Annotated in this window: 15 protein-coding genes and 2 pseudogenes; 14 read left to right on the forward strand and 3 right to left on the reverse strand. The window is 39.1% G+C overall.

Annotated elements, in window-relative coordinates; translation table 11 throughout:
- The first annotated feature begins 271 nt into the window (after positions 1 to 271).
- The 10 genes and pseudogenes from ACE1TG_RS04880 (at position 272) to xylB (ending at position 10,527) form a co-directional block, all read left to right on the forward strand.
- On the forward strand, positions 272 to 625 hold the full coding sequence (locus tag ACE1TG_RS04880) for a magnesium chelatase domain-containing protein (RefSeq protein ID WP_375051239.1): 354 nt from the start codon (positions 272 to 274) through the stop codon (positions 623 to 625).
- Positions 626 to 753: 128 nt separating this feature from the next.
- Positions 754 to 1,374, forward strand: a pseudogene (locus tag ACE1TG_RS04885) (ATP-binding protein).
- Between the two features lie 486 nt (positions 1,375 to 1,860).
- The gene (locus ACE1TG_RS04890; protein WP_375051240.1) at positions 1,861 to 1,992 is read left to right on the forward strand and encodes a hypothetical protein; all 132 of its coding nucleotides are present in this window, start codon (positions 1,861 to 1,863) and stop codon (positions 1,990 to 1,992) included.
- A gap of 1,083 nt (positions 1,993 to 3,075) precedes the next feature.
- Positions 3,076 to 3,720 (forward strand): GntR family transcriptional regulator, encoded by a 645-nt coding sequence (locus tag ACE1TG_RS04895; protein WP_375051241.1) that lies wholly within the window; start codon positions 3,076 to 3,078, stop codon positions 3,718 to 3,720.
- A gap of 63 nt (positions 3,721 to 3,783) precedes the next feature.
- Complete coding sequence (locus tag ACE1TG_RS04900; RefSeq protein WP_375051242.1) at positions 3,784 to 4,746, forward strand: sugar phosphate isomerase/epimerase family protein; 963 nt, start codon at positions 3,784 to 3,786, stop codon at positions 4,744 to 4,746.
- Between the two features lie 13 nt (positions 4,747 to 4,759).
- Entirely contained in the window at positions 4,760 to 5,566 is an 807-nt protein-coding gene (locus tag ACE1TG_RS04905) for a sugar phosphate isomerase/epimerase family protein (protein ID WP_375051243.1), read from the forward strand.
- An 83-nt stretch (positions 5,567 to 5,649) separates the two neighbouring features.
- A complete protein-coding gene (locus tag ACE1TG_RS04910) occupies positions 5,650 to 6,678 on the forward strand; it encodes a tripartite tricarboxylate transporter substrate binding protein (protein WP_375051244.1) in 1,029 nt (342 codons plus the stop codon).
- Positions 6,679 to 6,748: 70 nt separating this feature from the next.
- A complete protein-coding gene (locus ACE1TG_RS04915; protein ID WP_375051245.1) occupies positions 6,749 to 7,231 on the forward strand; it encodes a tripartite tricarboxylate transporter TctB family protein in 483 nt (160 codons plus the stop codon).
- A gap of 11 nt (positions 7,232 to 7,242) precedes the next feature.
- Positions 7,243 to 8,760 carry a tripartite tricarboxylate transporter permease gene (locus ACE1TG_RS04920; protein WP_375051246.1) on the forward strand — a complete coding sequence of 506 codons (1,518 nt, stop codon included), beginning with the start codon at positions 7,243 to 7,245 and terminating at the stop codon, positions 8,758 to 8,760.
- 273 nt (positions 8,761 to 9,033) lie between these two features.
- Entirely contained in the window at positions 9,034 to 10,527 is a 1,494-nt protein-coding gene (gene xylB / locus ACE1TG_RS04925; RefSeq protein ID WP_375051247.1) for a xylulokinase, read from the forward strand.
- Positions 10,528 to 10,980: 453 nt separating this feature from the next.
- Here the strand turns inward: xylB and ACE1TG_RS04930 are convergent.
- The 3 genes and pseudogenes from ACE1TG_RS04930 to gnd all read right to left on the reverse strand — a co-directional run.
- Positions 10,981 to 11,244: pseudogene (locus ACE1TG_RS04930) on the reverse strand (transposase); the annotation flags it as partial.
- An 806-nt stretch (positions 11,245 to 12,050) separates the two neighbouring features.
- Positions 12,051 to 13,610, reverse strand: a complete 1,560-nt coding sequence (gene gntK, locus ACE1TG_RS04935) for a gluconokinase (RefSeq protein ID WP_375051347.1) — start codon at positions 13,608 to 13,610, stop codon at positions 12,051 to 12,053.
- 161 nt (positions 13,611 to 13,771) lie between these two features.
- Positions 13,772 to 14,659 (reverse strand): phosphogluconate dehydrogenase (NAD(+)-dependent, decarboxylating), encoded by an 888-nt coding sequence (gene gnd, locus ACE1TG_RS04940; protein ID WP_375051249.1) that lies wholly within the window; start codon positions 14,657 to 14,659, stop codon positions 13,772 to 13,774.
- A 133-nt stretch (positions 14,660 to 14,792) separates the two neighbouring features.
- Between gnd and ACE1TG_RS04945 the strand changes: the two genes are divergently transcribed.
- The 4 genes from ACE1TG_RS04945 to dgoD are packed head-to-tail and all read left to right on the forward strand — an operon-like array spanning position 14,793 to position 18,461.
- Complete coding sequence (locus tag ACE1TG_RS04945) at positions 14,793 to 15,647, forward strand: MurR/RpiR family transcriptional regulator (protein ID WP_375051250.1); 855 nt, start codon at positions 14,793 to 14,795, stop codon at positions 15,645 to 15,647.
- 53 nt (positions 15,648 to 15,700) lie between these two features.
- Positions 15,701 to 16,657 (forward strand): sugar kinase, encoded by a 957-nt coding sequence (locus tag ACE1TG_RS04950; RefSeq protein ID WP_375051348.1) that lies wholly within the window; start codon positions 15,701 to 15,703, stop codon positions 16,655 to 16,657.
- 11 nt (positions 16,658 to 16,668) lie between these two features.
- Positions 16,669 to 17,316 carry a bifunctional 4-hydroxy-2-oxoglutarate aldolase/2-dehydro-3-deoxy-phosphogluconate aldolase gene (locus tag ACE1TG_RS04955; protein ID WP_375051251.1) on the forward strand — a complete coding sequence of 216 codons (648 nt, stop codon included), beginning with the start codon at positions 16,669 to 16,671 and terminating at the stop codon, positions 17,314 to 17,316.
- A complete protein-coding gene (gene dgoD / locus ACE1TG_RS04960; RefSeq protein ID WP_375051252.1) occupies positions 17,313 to 18,461 on the forward strand; it encodes a galactonate dehydratase in 1,149 nt (382 codons plus the stop codon). Before ACE1TG_RS04955 ends, dgoD begins: the two co-directional genes overlap by 4 nt.
- The last annotated feature ends 22 nt before the right edge of the window (positions 18,462 to 18,483 follow it).

Here is an 18,483-nt window from a genome sequence, read left to right on the forward strand (position 1 = left end):
CTTGATCATTAAAATATCCCAGTTTTAATTGGTAGAAAAACCATTTTTCAACAATTTTAATGCGAACTAATGTTCCTGGCTTTGTATCTGAACTAGAGTATCTTTTACATATCCTATATTTGAGGAAAGATGTGAGAGAAAATGGCAACGATTGTACCAAGTATTGGGTTAAAAGGTATAAAAGGATAACGTGTGAAAGTGGAAGTTCAGCTAGTGCCTAGGTAATATTGTTGGTCTTCCGGATACTTCTGTCAAAGAGTCAAAGGATCGGATGATGGCTGCCTTGTATGCGAATGATTGTCAGATTCCAGATAAGAAAGTTGTGATTAATTTATCAACAGCTGAATTGAAGAAAAACAGCCAAATAGTTGACTTGGCCATGTCGATAGGGGTAATGAAAGAAGCAGGAGATATTAAAGCCCCGATTCCGGATGATGCTGCGTTTTTAGTTGTTTTATCATTAGATGGATCGATAAGACCAGTGGATGGGATGTTACCAGCCATTGTTGCTGCCAAGAAAGAAGACATGAAGATTTTATATTTACCACCAATTAACGATTTTCCGCTTGACCATATCCACGAGATAGAACTTCGCTTTGTAGAAATACTTCATGAAGCTATCTAGTCATTTTCTGGTCAATTAACTACTTTTACGATAGCGTCACCCACCTCTTCAACAATGATAGTAGATTTTATTCCCTCTTGTGAAAAAGATTTCCACATGTACTAGGATACAGACAGGCAAAAAGAGTATTGGAACTTGCAGCAGCTGGTGGACACAATGTGCTCATAATCGGACCACCCAGATGTGGGAAAAGCTTACTTGCTGAGACATTTTCATCTATTTTGCCAGTCAAGAAAGTCATTTGATGTGATGAGCATTTATCAACTGGCTGGTATAACCAATGCGGACTTTCACCTTCCGCCATTTAGAGATCCTCATCATTCTGCATCATCCGTTTCATCAATTGGTGGAGGAGCGAATCCGAAACCAGGAGAAGTTTCACTCGCCCATAAGGGTGTATTGTTTCTCGATGAAATGGCTGAATTTCCGAAACGGACATTGGACATGCTCCGTCAACCGATGGAAACGGGGAAAGTTACCATCAGTCGTGCAGCTCTACCGTAACCTATCCAGCACAGTTTCTCTTGTTAGGTGCAATGAATCCTTGTCCTTGTGGTTATATAGGCTCAAGACACTTCTATTGTACATGTACACCCAAACAGATCACCGCATATAACAATTGTGTTTCCGGTCCGATTCAAGGTTGTATGGATATTTTACTAAAGCTGGATACGGTTTCTCTGGATAATGAATCAGCTGAAGAAACTCGGAAATATTCCCCCTTTTTCCCTACACACATTGCCTCATGACTAATCATATACACCTCCAATTGGAAACATTGATCATAAAATCCAAAACATTTTTTGAAGATGGTTAACTCCAGATATGCACTGTATTTTAACAATGCGTGGTAAACATCTTGGCGAACGTTGGTAATAAAGATGGCAAGGGTGGTAAATTCTAGTATTTCTATTTTCTAATTAATAATGTTAATGGTCAGTGAACGAGTTCATTAGGACCTAAATCATCTTTTATAACCACCGATAAAAACAATGTTAATAATCACTACACGACGATTGCTACCATTTATTGGAACCATTTAGGTAATTCTAATCCACGCCGTTCTCTCATCGGAATTTCTTCATCAACTATAATCTTATAGGTGTCGTGAACGATAGAATTGCATCAGCTACTTGTATCTGACCTTAATTCGATTGCCATTATCCCGGTCAGAATGTAGAAAACTGTATTTTTAGCAAATTCCAAAATCGAACAAACATTCTTATGTTGTTGCCATGATGGATTATCTTTTACTTTATCAGTTAAAAGGAAGCGATGAAGTGATGGCATCAACGGTTGTGTCGAATATTGGTTTAAAGGGAATTGAGAGGTTATTGTGTTCAGGTGGAAGTGCAGTTGCTTTCTGATGTGAAAAAATTAGCATAGTTGGTTTACCTGATGCTTCTGTAAAAGAGTCGATGAATCGGATAATGGCAGCTTAGTACGCGATTGATAGTCAGATTCAGGATGAAATGATTGTGATTTACTTGTCTCCACCAGAGCAAAAGAAAAATAGTCCTATTTTTGACTAGGCAATGGCCAATTGGGATAATGAAGAGGCATTATTAGGTGTATTGAATTGGTTATCCCCGTACCTAGTTGGGTACTATAAAGTTCTTCATAGCCCCGTTTATCAAATAAGCATTCGGCCATTATTAAAATCTACTTATCTTATCTCCATGGTGAAGTACACTCTGTTTTTCTAAAAAATCTAAATTTTCAATTGACTATTAATGATATGTAATTTATAATCACAGTATAATGACTGTATACAATGTATACAGTACATACAATGTATACAAGTGAAAATTACAACAGTGCAGTACTATCGAAAGGGGAGAGCGCTATAAATAAGACAGAAAACTACGATTGCTCAGTGTAAGTCCTGCTTTTTTCATTGTTTGTGAGACATCTCCCAAATTAGGGAACTAGGATTTCAGCATTTTAAATCAGAGGTTTATTTTGAAAGTGATTTAACTACTGGCTATTGAGTGGAGTTAAAGAAATAAAGCAAATCGTAGAAGTAAAGAATCAATTCTCACAGTGTAAACAGTTATTGTACCCGATCTGAGTTTTGAAGAAACTAATAGCCGTACTAATGAATGAAACTAAAATGAAAGTTTAAAAGAAAACTAGATAGTCTTTTACATTTAATTACAAATGCGAATTTGAAAATCTAATTGAAATAGTTTCTTTCTCACTCATTAAGAATTTCGATCATTTTCAACACATCTATGTGATAATTTAAAGATATGTTCAGGTGCAGAGAACCTTTTCCGTGTAATTTACTTCAACCAATAGTTTCCAATGGTTACAGTTCTATATTAAAGTTTATTGGAGTGCAGAAAATGTTTTAACAGAATATTCACAAGACAGGCATATAAAAAGCAATATTTGAATGAAAGTTAGTTAAAAACTATTCTTAGTTAAAGTAAAAGGAGTTAATTTAATTGTCATCCATAAATATTAGAGGGAATTTAGAACAAAAAGCATATGATCAAATTAAACAGATGATTATAGACTGTGAGCTAGTCCCAGGTGATCAGGTTATTCAGGATCAATTAGCCAAAAAAATTGGGATTAGTCGCACACCATTACGCCAGGCAATTACTCAAATGGAGAGAGACCTTTATTTGGAAATAACTCCTCAAGGAATTTTTGTAAGGGATTTAAATGAGAGTTTTATGAAGTCTGTGTGGGAGGTTCGCTCCGTGCTAGAGGGGCTTGCATGTAGATTAGCAGCTTCAAAAATTAACTCAGCTACAATCATCTACTTAAGAGCATTGTTTGAAGAAGCTTATGAAGAAGCAAAAAAAGGCAATCAGGAACCATACAGAGAAGCAGATATTATTTTTCACAAAAAAATACTTGAACTTTCGGAGAATATGTTCTTGAAACAAAATATTGATCACACCAAAGTTCTAGATATTGCCTTTAACCAAGGACTATTACGACCACCATCAGAGACGTTTGGAGAGCATATGGAAATTATTCAGTCTTTAGAAAATAAGGACTCAAATAATGCAGAACAGTTGATGGTGGAACACCTAAGAAAATCAATTAATGTCTTACATTCTCAATCAAAAAAAGCTTAACCTCCATTGCAAACATTTTTATATAGGTAGTATAAAATAACTAAATTTCAGGAGTGAAAACAAATGATATTGAAGAATTCAATTATTGTTGGAATCTTAGGTAAATATGCAGATCGTTTTCATGAATACCAACCAGCTCGCAGCTTCCTTGAAAACTTAAAGGTTGCAGAAAAAATTCCTGGTATTGAAGGTATCGAAGTAGTTTATCCACAAGATTTTGAAAATGTAGAGGAAACTCTTAAAGCGATTAGAGCTACAGGTCTACCGGTTTCAGCCGTAAACCTTAACATTAAATCAGAAGCTAAATATAAATATGGATCCTTTACAAATCCAGATCCAGCTGTTCGAGCTGAAGCGATTCAATACTTGAAAAGTGCCATGAACATTGCAGCAAAGTTAGGAACGGATATGGTAACAACTTGTCCGTTAATTGATGGTCATGATTACAACTTCCAAGTGAACTATCTGGATCAGTGGCAATGGTTAGAAGAAGGGATTCGTGAGGCAGCAAGTAGTCGCTCTGATATCAAAGTAAGCTTAGAATATAAGCCATTTGAAGCAAGGAATAATATCATTCTTGCAGATATGGGTCGTACCCTTCATCTATGTGACCAAATTGGTTTAGACAATGTTGGGGTAACAATGGATGTTGGTCATGCTCTAGCAGCACAAGAAAATCCAGCTGAAATGGCCGTTGTTGCACATCGGGCTAATCGCTTATTTTATGTTCATTTTAATGACAATAACCGTGGTTGGGATTGGGATATGCTGCCTGCTTCCGTAAACCTATGGGATACAGTAGAAACACTTTACTACTTAGACAAAATGGGTTGGTCTGGCTGGTTAACCTATGATGTTTTCACTAGACATGGTGACCCTGCTCATGCGTTTGAAGTAACCTTTAAAATTATGGAAAAAGCAAAAGAAATACTTTATAAGCTTGGTCCAAATCGTATTGAAGAGCTTGTTCAACAAGGTAATCCCGCAAAAACGTTTGATTACTTGTATGAAAGCTTACTTAAGTAAGGAGGGGTGGATTTTGTTAATAGGATTAGGTAGTTATATCTTTCGTTACGCCGTAGGAACAAAAACTTTTCAGCATGAGAATCAGCTTTCTCCACTTCAAGTTGTGGAGAAAGCAAGCGAATTTGGTGCAGAAGTCTTGCAATTTGCAGATAACTTGCCACTTGATGATTTAAGCTCGAAGGACTTAAAAGAATTAAAAATTCGCGCAAATAACTTGAACATCAGATTAGAAGCAGGAATGGCAGGGCTAACAAAAGATCGCCTTCTGAAGAACTTAGATATTGCCAAACAATTAAAAACAGAATTACTTCGGGTAGCGACTCATCACGATGAAATTGAACCAAGTATTGACGAAATTGTCACTATTCTAGAAGATGTTCTACCAGAATTTGAGAGTTCTGGGATATCGATTGCAATTGAGAATCACTTTACCATTCCATCAAAGGATTTAGTAACCATTATTGAAAGGGTGGATAGTCCGCTTGTGGGCATCTGCCTTGATACAGGTAATAATATCGCACAAATGGAATGGCCCCATGAAACGACAGAAATTTTAGCACCTTATGTAATTTCCTTACATTTAAAAGATTTTTATCTATCAATGGAGCCAAATGGTCTAGGGGTAAATGTAAGAGGAAGAACCCTTCGAGAAAATGATGACTATGTTAAGTTCCATATTGATACAGTAAAAAAATATCGAGACGATTTTAATATTATCCTCGAACAGTGGATGCCAGCAGAGAATACCGTTAAGGAGACACTAGCCAAAGAAGAAGCTTGGATTAAGGAAAATATCAGAATATCTAGACAGTATTTATAAGAGGATCTAAACTCAAAAAAATGAAAGCGTTTTAATTGCGAGATTAACAAAATAATAGATTAAAAAAGAGAGGAAGTACAAAAATGAAAAAGGTTTTATTATTAGTTGTTTTATCGATTATGGCTTTTGTTACAGTGGCTTGCTCATCAGAGGATGCAAGTGGAAATAATGAAAGTTCATGGCCTGAAAGACCAGTTACATTATCCGTTTTCTCTTCTGCAGGTGGGGGTACTGATTTAGGAAACCGTGCAATTGCTTCTGCGATTGAGAAAAATATTGATGAAAAAATTAAAGTGGTAAACCAACCTGGTGGTTCTGGTGGGGTTGCAGCTAACTTTGTTATGTCACAAGAACATGATGGTCACACATTATTAGGAATGACGGAAGGGATTTTCCCTTCTGCTGTGTTAGGAGCACATCCATCCACTAGTAAAGATTGGGAGTATTTTTTAATGGGGGGTACACCAGCGGTAATATCTGTACCTAAAGATTCAAAATTCCAAGATATGCAACAACTTTTAGACTACATGAAAGAAAATCCTGGTGACATCAACTGGGCAGCATCTGCTGTAGGTGCAATTTGGTATGTAAAATCTACCTTACTATCAGATGCGGCAGGTATTGAGTATAACTTTGTTCCATACCAAGGAAGTAACCCTTCTATTCTAGCCTCCTTAAATGGTGAAGTTGATGTTGTATTAACCGGTGTTGGAGAGCAATCTGAATTTTTAGAAGCAAAGGAATTACGCCCTCTAGCTATGGTGGAGTTAGAATCACATGATGTACCTGGATATGAAGACGTGCCTTCTATTTTAGACTATGTTCCAAGCATGGAAGAGCACTTACCAGTTGACCAAATTGTTGGTTTTGCGGTTCCATCTAATGTACCAGACGAGACCCTAACAGCTATTGAAGAACAGTTCCAAAAAGCAATGAAATCAGACATTGTAAAAGAATACGCAGCAAACAACTATATTAATGTTGTTGGTCTTTCTGGTGAAGAAGCAAAAGAATATGTCCGGAAAATGGAAAGTGTATTCTCATGGTTACTATATGATCACGGTGTAACAGATAAATCACCTAAAGAGTTTGGTATTGAACAACCAGAATAAATTACCCTTTAAATGATAAAAGAGAAAAGGACTGTCACAGTCCTTTTCTCTTCATAAAGGAGTGCCTTATATGCTTATGGAAAAAGAAAAACTGAGAAAAGCTGATTTAGTAATGTCCATTTTTTTGATGGCTTTGTCTCTGTTTTTTCTCATTATATCGTTAAATATAGACGTTCCTAATGCAACATTTTATACATCTCCAGGTTTGTTACCTGCGATTATTTGTATATTAACATTTTGCTCTAGCATTTCACTATTTATAAGTGCTTGGAGACAAGGGTCCAGAATAACAAAATTGGATATAAAAGCAATTAGAAGTTTCTTTAAAAAAGAAAAAACTTTTAGAATTTTAACAGTAGTGGGTATTTTTACCCTATATATATTTATCCTTATGCCCATTGTTTCCTTCACAATATCAACTTTTATTTATCTTTCTTTGTTTATGTATGTATTCAAAGCAGGTGGTATCTTGAAAATATTAATTATTTCTGCTGTAACGACGGTTCTGACTAGTTATATTTTTGGTCAATTAATTGGAATTCCTCTTCCATAGGAGGTGTCATTTTGGGGTTTACAATATTAATCGAAGAGTTAATCAATGTATTTGCATTTGACGTTTTGATAGCAATTGTTTTAAGTACCACTCTAGGAATGATTATCGGATCTCTTCCAGGATTAAGTGCCACAATGGCTATTGCCTTACTTACGGGGTTAACATATAATCTCCCATCAGACATTGCCATTCCTGTTTTATTAGGAGTTTATGTGGGTGCTATATATGGAGGATCAATTTCTGCAATATTATTAAATATACCTGGGACTGGCGCATCTGCTGCAACGGCATTAGATGGATTTCCCTTAGCTCAAAAAGGTGAAGCATTGAAGGCCCTATATGTAACTCGAATTGCCTCATTCTTAGGTATGTTATTTGGAGTAATTATCTTAATCAACTTTACACCACTTTTAAGTAATATAGCGCGTTCACAATTTTCTTCGCCAGAGTTCTTTCTATTGGCAATGTTTGGTATTTTAATTTGCGGTTCGTTAGCTTCTCCCGATAAACCGATAAAGGGATGGATTTCTGGTTTTATAGGTATTATGGTATCCATGGTAGGAATTGAAGAAGTCTATGCCTATCAGCGATTTACTTTTGGAATTCCAGAATTGTTAGGTGGAATATCTTTTATCGCAGCTATGATAGGTATTTTTGGAATTCCACAAATCATTTTAACATTAAGTAATAAAAACACTTCCTTTGCCATGACAACAGTTAAAAAGACTAAAGAAAAATGGATTGTTCTAAAATTAACCATTAGGAATTGGAGGAATATTCTGCGCTCAGGATTGGTAGGTGTTGGTATTGGTACCATCCCAGGTGCTGGAGAAGATATCGCGTCGTGGATGGCTTATGATCGAGCCTATAATGCTAGTAAGAATAAAGAAGAATTTGGTTATGGATCTTATGAAGGGATAATTGCTTCGGAGACAGGAAATAACTCTTGTATCGGTGGAGCGATGATTCCATTATTAACCTTAGCCGTACCAGGAAGTCCGCCTGCAGCGGTACTTCTAGGTGCCTTATTATTACACGGAGTTCAACCTGGTCCAATGTTAAGTATTGAGTCACCTAGATTTCCTTATGAAATGACAGCAATATTATTAGTTGCTTCATTTGTATTACTTATAGTGGGGTTATTTGTTTCAAAAGTAATGGTAAAAGCATTACAGGTTAATCCTGCTATTCTTCTACCAGTTATTGGCGCATTATCCGTTATTGGCGCCTATGCCATAAACATTCAAACTATTGATATCTACGTCATGATTATCTTTGGTTTTATTGGCTACATATTAATGAAGACAGGTTTCCCACCTGCTCCATTAATTTTAGGTGCTATCTTGGGACCAATGGCAGATTCAAACTTAAGAAGAGCTTTACTATCATCGGAAGGTGACCTCTCCATCTTTGTAAATCGTCCGGTCGCCTTAATTTTCATAATTCTAATTCTAATCACCATTTTCTCTAAGGTAAAATGGTTTCAAAAAATTCTTCCATGGAATTGGAAAAAGAAAAGTTTGGATTAAGTGCTAGAGAATGAATGACCCCTATCTTCACGTGGGACAAATGTGAGGTCGTTAAAGGTCGTTAAATGCTTCGCAATAGGGCATAACAATACCTGGGTGATTTAAACTGAAGGCTGGTAGGTTCATTGGTTCTTAAAAGGAAAAACTCCAAAATATAAGAGTATTACACTATGTCCATATTATCTGTTGATATAGTGAATTAATTGACGAGAATATTTAATTATAATTGATGTACATTTAAAATAAAAACAACTCTTGTTAGGGGAGTGACGAATGAAGTATGTTATTGGTGTTGATTTAGGAACAAGTTCTGTAAAAGTAATTTTAATGAATGAGCATGGCGAGATCATTAATGAAGTTTCTCACTCTTACTCACTACATCAACCTTATCCAAGTTATAGCGAACAGTACCCTGAGGAATGGGTAATGAAAACCATATTAGCATTAAAGGAAATTATCTCAGATATTAATCCAGCTCTTGTTGAAGGGCTGAGCTTTTCAGGTCAAATGCATGGTCTCGTACTTCTTGATAAAAACCATAACGTAATCAGACCAGCAATTTTATGGAATGATACAAGAACAACAAAACAATGTCATGATATAAACGAAAAAGTTGGTGAAGAAAATTTACTTCTCATAACTAAAAATCATGCTTTAGAAGGGTTTACATTACCAAAACTTCTTTGGGTAAAAGAAAATGAACCAGAAAATTTTGAGAAGACTAAAGTAGTATTGCTGCCAAAAGATTATTTGCGTTTTAGGTTAACAAATGAAATAAACATGGAATATTCCGATGCAGCGGGTACATTATTGCTGGATATCAAAGAAAAACAATGGAGTAAACAGATTTGTAGGCAATTTGAGCTTGATGAAAATCTATTACCTCAGTTGGTTGAATCGCATGACTGGGTAGGCAATTTATCGAAAGAGATGGCAAGAAGAACTGGTTTCACAACTGAATTGAAAATTTTTGCTGGTGGAGCGGATAATGCCTGTGGTGCAGTTGGATCAGGTGTTTTGTCAACTGGAATAACAATGTGCAGTATCGGTACTTCTGGTGTTGTTTTATCTTATGAAGATTCTAGTGATCAAGATTATAATGGCAAAGTGCATTACTTTAATCACGTAAAAGAGGATGCATACTATATAATGGGTGTGACCCTCTCAGCGGGTGAAAGTCTAAAATGGTTTATGAAAAATTTTGCTGGTAAAGAGAGTTTCGATAGCCTTTTCAAATCTCTACATACAACATCAATTGGTGCCAATGGTTTACTTTTTACACCATATTTACAAGGAGAACGTACGCCTCATGCAAATGCAGATGTTCGTGGAAGTTTTGTAGGAATAGATTCCTCGCATAAAAGTCAGGATTTTTTGCGAGCAGTAATTGAGGGGATTACGTTTTCACTAAATGAATCTATTCATCTTTTTAGGCAACAAGGTAAACCTGTGAATGATCAAGTCATTTCAATTGGTGGCGGTGCAAAAAGTGATAGCTGGCTTCAAATTCAGGCAGATATCTTCAATGCGAAGGTTATAAAGCTGAAAAACGAGCAAGGACCAGCTGTAGGTGCTGCAATTATTGCTGCGTATGGTTGTAGATGGTATAAGACATTAGCTGAGGGTGCTAACCAAATAGTACAAATAGATGAAGAATTTTTTCCGAATAGAGAAAATGCTAAACGTTATGGAGAATTGTTTTCGGTTTATAGATCAATTTATGAAAGGACAATGCAGATAAGTAGAGATTTAAAAACTTATAGGTAATACTGCTACTCAATCAATATTGAAGAGGTATGGACAAGTCACTTAATGAAATTGAGGGACTTGTTCCTTTCTCTCATAATTCAAAAATAGTACCTATTCCTAGAACTGGGTCCACCCCCTCACCACGCTAATCGTTTTCCAGCGGTAAGCTTAGAAATTTTCCTGATGTCTGTATGGACCTTAAATCGCTAAATACTTTAGAATGTAAGGGCTATCCTCATTTTCCACACCTTAGAGCCCAACACTTCTGTACAAAGTGTAATTTGTAACTTTATATTGATAGCGTGCATAGTAATCAGTGGTAATCAATTACGAGAAAGAGACTATGATATATCGTGGAACACAAGATGAGGATGCATTAGTAGATTTTTTATTCAAAGTTAATCGTACGAATATTCCAACTGGGGGCCATGGCCCCCACCTATTCCAAGATTTTCGCAGCTGCATCCTCCTTTATTTCTGCTTTTTTAAAAACGTACGGTTGCCAAGATCCAATACATCTTCGTGGTCCATCAGTACCGCGCCTATCAATCGAAAGGCGGATTGCTGATTCGGAAATGTGCGGATAACATTCTCTCTCCTCCGAATCTCGGAGTTCAATTCTTCCGGCACATTGGTGGTGCGAAGACTAACATGATAGTCTACTGGTTCTGCATAAAACTGCGTGGCATCATCAAAGCCTTCATCCAGTATAGCAATAGCCTTCCTGTACCCTTTCCATGGGGACGGTTCTTTTGCTTCCTTAGAAAGTCCCTTCGAAAGTGAAAAGGAGCGCTGTATGGATATATACTGAATCATTCCTTCCTTACCAAAAGATGCTCCGTTCATAGTGGAAAAAACAATAAAATCACTATCTCACGAAGAAAGAATGACCTTGATTATAGACGCATAGAAAGAAACTAAGGATATAGAACGTGTCAGCTATCTCAGAGATGAAGTGGAAAAAAATATATTAAATGTATCTAATAATCTAGTTTTTTAAAGCATAGGGAAGCGAGAGACAAGGGGGAAGCCATAACTTGGTACTTATCATTCTGGGAATTACAGGATGCATAAGAAACGTCTCCACACTCCTAACATAATCTTGTTGAGAGAGAATGTTTCGATTTCTAGAGAAGAAATGGTCATTGTTCATTCATAGCGACCACGACCTATTGCATAAAAAGGATTCAAATAAGATCCTTCATTATCTACAACCTCCGAAATAGTACTGACTAGACCTACATAAAAAAAGAAAGTAGCAGTAACAATTAACAACAATCATCAAGAGGACTTAAAATGATTACGTGACCACTATGAAATTTTTAAATTCTACGCTATTGGAAGCCGATTTAAATTGTGTTGATGACTACAAAGAAAAGCTACTCTACAATCTTATATCTACTAATCTAAATCGTATGAAGTGAATATTTAAAGTCTATTAGATTTTAATTACAATTATTGGAAGACTAACTTGATAATATTGCCCTATAAGGGCCTTGTTAGTAAAGTGCCCTTATAGGGCGAAACCAAAACCGCCCGTTTTACGAGCGTGTTATTTCACCAAGGTATTTACGCTGAAATGCTGCGATACTGTCGTATTCATCGTTAAGTGTTCGGGATATCCGGATGTATATCGGAAGCAGTTCCCGGTAGATATTGGTTCTTTCTTCATCAGGGTTATGGGTATTTGTATTTCCAACCATTTCGGAAACGACGCTAAAGTCCTCGATTTCACTCAAGGCATACATGCCAAGCACGACTGCACCGAGACAAGAACTTTCATAACTTTCGGGAACGATTACTGGTTTATCGAAAATATCAGCCATCAACTGGCGCCACATTTCTGATCGGGCAAACCCGCCGGTAGCCTGGATGCTCTTTGGCTCGCCGGTTAGTTCTTCAAGCGCAAGTAGAACAGTGTACAGATTATAGATTGTACCTTCGAGCACGGCGCGAATCATGTGCTGTTTTTTGTGGTGAATACTTAGACCGAAGAATGAGCCACGAGCATTGGCGTTCCATAATGGTGCACGTTCACCGGTCATGTATGGATGGAAAATAAGACCGTCCGAACCTGGGTTAACGCCTGATGCTATTCTGGTTAGCACATCGTATGGGTCGATATTGAGACGTTTGGCGGTTTCTACTTCAGCGGCAGCGAATTCATCACGCAGCCAGCGCAGAATAATTCCGCCGTTATTTACCGGACCGCCGATTACCCAGTGATTCTCTGTAAGAGCATAGCAGAATATACGGCCTTTTGGATCGGTCTTTGGTTCATTGTAAACCGTCCGGATAGCTCCACTGGTTCCAATTGTTACGGCTACCACCCCTGGATCAATCGCATTTACTCCCAAATTTGAAAGTACCCCGTCACTTGCACCAATAATAAATGGTACATTTTCGCTGAGACCTGTATATTCGAGGTATTCCGTTTTAAGACCAGTCATTTTGTGGGTAGTAGGGACGATTTCTGATAGCTGGGACGTTGTAATGCCAGCCAGTTTCAACGCTTCTTCGTCCCAGTCCAGTGACTCCAGGTTCAATAGGCCAGTTGCTGATGCGATAGAGTAATCGATTACATATTTTCCAAAGAGCTTATAGAATACATATTCCTTAATGGAAATAAATTTAGCTGCTTTCTTGAAGATTTCCGGTTTTGCAGATTTCAGCCAAACCAGTTTCGCCAGTGGTGACATGGCATGGATTGGTGTGCCGGTCCGTAAATATATTTCAAGCCCGTTATGTTCTTCTTTAATTTTCTTAGCATATTCGGCGCTTCGTGTGTCCGCCCAGGTGATGCTGTTGGTAAGCAGGGAACCATTTTCATCCACTGCAATCAGGCTGTGCATTGCTGAACTGAATGAAACCAGGTTCAGCTGGTCTGATGACAGATCGCTTCTTTGGATACACTCCCGGATGGTACCCGCGACGGCGTTGACAATCTCGTCAGGATCCTGTTCAGCTACCAGTGGGTTCGGTGTAGATAATGGATAGTTTATGGTATGGGTTGTCACCACACTGCCTTCTTTTGTATAAAGAACTGCTTTTGTACTTGTGGTCCCAATGTCCACACCTAAATAGAATGACTGTTTCATAATTGTGCCTCCTGCAGTTTATTGTTAACAGAAAAAGGAAAAGGAGCAGTCAGCAACCTTTTTCCTTTTGCCTGGCAGTTAAGAAAGTATAACTACTTTCTTACTGCATAAGTGCAACAATGGCATTCACCAAAAGGCTTGGTGAATGCCGAGTTTTCTAAGAGTTATTTATTTACTACTGCGTGTCCGCCGAATTCGTTTCTGAGCGCTGCAACCACTTTACCGGAGAATGTGTCATCCTCCTGGGAGCGGTAGCGCATCATTAGGGATAGGGCAATTACCGGGGCAGCGACCTGGAAATCAAGTGCTGATTCGACAGTCCATTTTCCTTCACCTGAAGAGTTCATGACACCACGTAGTTGATCAAGGTTGGCGTCTTTTGAAAATGCATTTTCAATCAATTCAATCAGCCAAGAACGAATAACAGACCCGTGGTTCCAAACTTTGGCGACTTTTTCATAGTCATAGTCGAACTCACTTTTATTCAGGATATCGAATCCTTCAGCGATTGATTGCATCATTCCGTATTCAATACCATTATGGACCATCTTCAGGAAGTGTCCGCTTCCTTCTTTACCAGTATATAGATAGCCGTTCTCTACAGATAAATCGCTGAACAATTGTTCGATTTCCTTAAACTTCTCTGCGTCCCCGCCAATCATGGTACAGGCGCCGTTTCTTGCTCCATCCGTGCCGCCGCTGGTTCCACAGTCAAATAAGTATATGCCTTTTACTTTCAGTGATTCAGCACGACGTAATGTGTCTTTATAATTGGAATTTCCGCCATCAATAAGTAGGTCACCCTCGTCAAGGAGTGGTGCAAGTTCATTAATTACTGATTCAGTGATTTCCCCGGCAGGAACCATCAGCCAGATTTTTCTCGGTGAAGGTAGTTCATCCACCAAATCTTTAATTGACTTTTTAATTTGCAGTTGTCCGTCGACTGCATCCACAGATTTATTATCATATCCCACAACTTCATGGTTATGGTCAGCTAAATTTAATGCTAAATTATATCCCATTTTACCAAGACCGATAATACCTAATTTCATAGTTGTACACCTCATTAAGAATGATTTTTTCGATACTACTTCAAGTGTATCAAAATTTTTTTCATAATCAATATTGATAAAAGAATTTTTTTCTTATATAATCGATTTATAAATTTGAAGTGGGAGCAAATAAATGGATAATAAGCAGAAACATGCGTTAGCCAGTATCAGGAGTAACTATGGCAAGTTTAGTGATAAAGAAAAGAAAATTGCTGACTATGTACTCTATAATCCCCAGAATATTATTCATAATACGATTAATCAGGTGGCCGATGAGCTTGAGGTAGCGGAATCAACTGTGTTCAGGTTCTGCAAACGGATTGGATTCAAAGGTTATCAGGCGTTCAAGATAGCGCTGGCCGCTGAGATCGTTACACCAATGAAGGATATTCATGAAAAAATTAGTGACGGGGATAGTGTAGGGACTGTGTCGGAAAAGGTTTTTCGTTCCAACATCAAGACATTGGAGGACACGATGCAGATTATTGATGGAACTATATTCCAGCAAGCGGTTGAATCTATTGCCGATGCAAGCAAGGTTGAATTCTTCGGTAGTGGTGGTTCTGCGGTTGTTGCCCTTGATGCCTATCATAAATTTATCCGTACTGGTATCCAGGTGAACGCTAATCTAGAATCACACATGCAGCTAATGTCAGCCTCCCAATTAACTAGTGGGGATGTTGCGATTTTAATTTCGCACTCAGGGTCGACAAAAGATATGTTGGATGTCCTGCAAACGTTAAAGGAGAATGGTGTGACAACCATCAGCATTACGAACTTTGCTAAATCCCCGTTAACGAAGGAAGCGGACATTTCATTGTATACGGTTTCCGAGGAAATCGATTTCCGCTCTGAAGCAATGTCATCCAGGATAGCTCAGCTGACTATTATTGATGCATTATATACCAACATTATGATTGCCGAACAAGAAGACGGCCGTCATGCATTGCAAAATATGCGGGAGGCAATTTCGCTGAAACGATTATAGGGTTATTATTTTTCAAAATGTAAACGTTTAACATGCAGGAAGGTGAAAACAATATGGACGTCATTACATTAGGAGAATCAATGGTGCTGTTTACACCAAAAGCTTCGTCGGGTCTGATGCGCTATGCTGGTGATTTTTCAACCAAAATTGCCGGAGCAGAATCGAACGTGGCGATTGGGCTTTCAAGGCTTGGTTATCAGGCGGGATGGATCAGCCGTCTGGGGGATGATGAATTTGGCAGGCGAATCCTTTCATTTGTACGTGGCGAGGGGGTGGATGTCAGTCAGACTCGTTTTGACAGCGAGGCACCCACAGGACTTTTCTTTAAGGAAAAGTTAACTGCTGATGAAGCAAGAATGAACTATTACCGGAAGAATTCCGCGGCAAGCCGTATGTCCGATGATGACATAAAAGAAACATATATTGCCAGGGCAAAATATCTGCATGTTACTGGGATTACACCCGCGCTTAGTGAGCAATGTTATGAAACCGTATTAAAAGCGGTAAAGTATGCCAGACAATCGGGAGTGAAAGTGGTATTCGACCCTAATTTACGACGCAAGCTGTGGAGCGAGGAGCGGGCGCGTGCTGTGCTTATGGAACTCTCGTCTATGGCAGATATTGTACTGCCGGGAATTGAGGAGGCGGAGTTCCTGTTCGGTAAATTGGGTCGTGAATCGCTGGCACAAGCTTTTCTTAATAATGGCGCATCTACTGTTATCTTGAAACTTGGCAAAGAAGGTGCATATGCAGTCACTGATGAATTTAGCGGACTGGTTGCAGGTTTTCCGGTAGATAGGGTAGCCGATCCGGTGGGTGCTGGAGATGGTTTTGCGGCCGGCTGTCTTTCAGGGTTGATTGATGGTTGTTCTATTGAAGAAACGGTAAGGCGAGGCAATGCCGTCGGAGCAATGGTTACCATGGCCGAGGGCGATGTAGAAGGATTGCCAGATATGAAAAGGCTTACCGCATTCATTAATAAAGATAACTATGATGATGTGGACCGATAGGAGGGTTAACGATGACAACTGACACTTTTCAACGAATAAAAGAGCATAAACTCGTTGCAGTTATACGCGGGGCAAAGGGTGACGACGTACTGTCAATTGCGGATGCCCTGAACGAGGGCGGCGTTCACATTATGGAAATAACAGCAGATACTCCTCAGGTGGACACGCTAATTAGAAGGGTGAATGAGGAATTTGGCGATGATATGGTCGTTGGGGCAGGAACTGTTCTTGACCCGGAAACTGCCCGGACGGCGATTAAAGCCGGTGCGAGTTTCATTTTTTCACCAACGGTTAACGTAGAAACAATTCAGATGACGAAGCGATATGGAGTCGTCAGTATCCCAGGGGCGCTGACACCAACCGAAATCTTAACCGCGTATGAACATGGTGCTGATCTTATTAAGATTTTTCCGGCGGGAACGGTAGGGCCAAACTATATTAAAGATATCCACGGTCCATTGCCACATATTCCGCTTATGCCAACCGGCGGAGTCGACCTGACTAATGTCCGCGAATACTTTGAAAAGGGCGCCGTTGCGGCGGGACTTGGCAGCTCACTTGTCAACACAAAACGTGGTGTGAATCCGGAAACATTAAAAGATATTACAGATAAAGCCAGACAATTCACTGAGACGATAAAGGATGTGGGACAGCAATGAAAATAACTAACTTTGAACTATATCAGGTACCCCCAAGATGGCTGTTTTTGAAAATCGAAACAGATAACGGTATCAGTGGTTGGGGAGAGCCTGTAGTGGAAGGTCGTTCGCATACAGTCGAAGCAGCTGTCCGTGAACTGATGGACTATTTGGTTGGGAAAGACCCACGTAATATCGAGGATCATTTCCAGGTTCTGTATCGGGGTGGCTTTTACCGTGGAGGTCCCATTTTGATGAGTGCCATTTCCGGAATTGAGCAGGCGCTTTGGGATATTAAAGGTAAATATTATAATATTCCGGTTTATGAAATGCTCGGCGGATCAGTCCGGAACAACATTCAGGTATATTCCTGGATTGGCGGTGACCGGCCGCAAGATGTGGGTGCTGCTGCCAAGGAAAAGGCTGATGCCGGGTTCACTGCAATTAAAATGAATGGCACCGAGGAGATGAATTATATTGATAGCCATGCAAAGGTTGAAGCTGCAGTAAACCGTGTCGCTGCAATCCGAGAAACAGTGGGGAATGATTTTGGGATTGGGATTGACTTCCATGGCCGTGTCCATAAGGCAATGGCCAAAACCCTTGTCAAAGAACTTGAAGTGTACCGTCCAATGTTCATTGAAGAACCTGTACTTACTGAGAATTTGGAAGCGTTTAAAAATATTGCAAGCTATACAACAACGCCAATTGCGACAGGTGAACGGAATTACACTCGCTGGGGCTTTAAGCAGATGCTGATGGATGGCGTCGTGGATATTATTCAGCCGGATTTGTCGCATGCTGGGGGCATCCTTGAAGTGAAGAAAATTGCGGCCATGGCCGAGACGTTTGACGTCGCAGTGGCTCCGCATGCACCATTGGGACCAATTAACCTGGCGGCGTCACTACAAGTGGATGCATGTACACCAAACTGTATAATCCAAGAGCAGAGCCTTGGTATTCATTATAACAAGGGTAGTGATTTGCTTGATTATCTGGTAGATCCAACTGTATTTGAATATAAATCAGGTGCTGTCAGCATACCGAAAGGGCCGGGACTTGGAATTGAAATAAATGAGGACCGGGTCAAAGTGGCATCCAAGGAAGGTCACAGCTGGAAGAATCCGATTTGGCGTCATAGTGATGGTACAGTAGCAGAGTGGTAAGGAGTTTTACAAAAAGAGATTA

It is taken from the genome of Virgibacillus sp. JSM 102003, from assembly GCF_041949995.1.
GTDB lineage: Bacteria > Bacillota > Bacilli > Bacillales > Amphibacillaceae > Lentibacillus.

Bases quoted from the DNA above. Each gene is read 5' to 3' on its own strand.
- ACE1TG_RS04910 (WP_375051244.1), top strand. From the start codon at position 5,650: ATGAAAAAGGTTTTATTATTAGTTGTTTTATCGATTATGGCTTTTGTT.
- ACE1TG_RS04915 (WP_375051245.1), top strand. From the start codon at position 6,749: ATGCTTATGGAAAAAGAAAAACTGAGAAAAGCTGATTTAGTAATGTCC.
- ACE1TG_RS04945 (WP_375051250.1), top strand. From the start codon at position 14,793: ATGGATAATAAGCAGAAACATGCGTTAGCCAGTATCAGGAGTAACTAT.
- ACE1TG_RS04880 (WP_375051239.1), top strand. From the start codon at position 272: ATGATGGCTGCCTTGTATGCGAATGATTGTCAGATTCCAGATAAGAAA.
- ACE1TG_RS04950 (WP_375051348.1), top strand. From the start codon at position 15,701: ATGGACGTCATTACATTAGGAGAATCAATGGTGCTGTTTACACCAAAA.
- dgoD (WP_375051252.1), top strand. From the start codon at position 17,313: ATGAAAATAACTAACTTTGAACTATATCAGGTACCCCCAAGATGGCTG.
- ACE1TG_RS04955 (WP_375051251.1), top strand. From the start codon at position 16,669: ATGACAACTGACACTTTTCAACGAATAAAAGAGCATAAACTCGTTGCA.
- ACE1TG_RS04900 (WP_375051242.1), top strand. From the start codon at position 3,784: ATGATATTGAAGAATTCAATTATTGTTGGAATCTTAGGTAAATATGCA.
- gnd (WP_375051249.1), bottom strand. From the start codon at position 14,659: ATGAAATTAGGTATTATCGGTCTTGGTAAAATGGGATATAATTTAGCA.
- xylB (WP_375051247.1), top strand. From the start codon at position 9,034: ATGAAGTATGTTATTGGTGTTGATTTAGGAACAAGTTCTGTAAAAGTA.
- ACE1TG_RS04890 (WP_375051240.1), top strand. From the start codon at position 1,861: ATGATGGATTATCTTTTACTTTATCAGTTAAAAGGAAGCGATGAAGTG.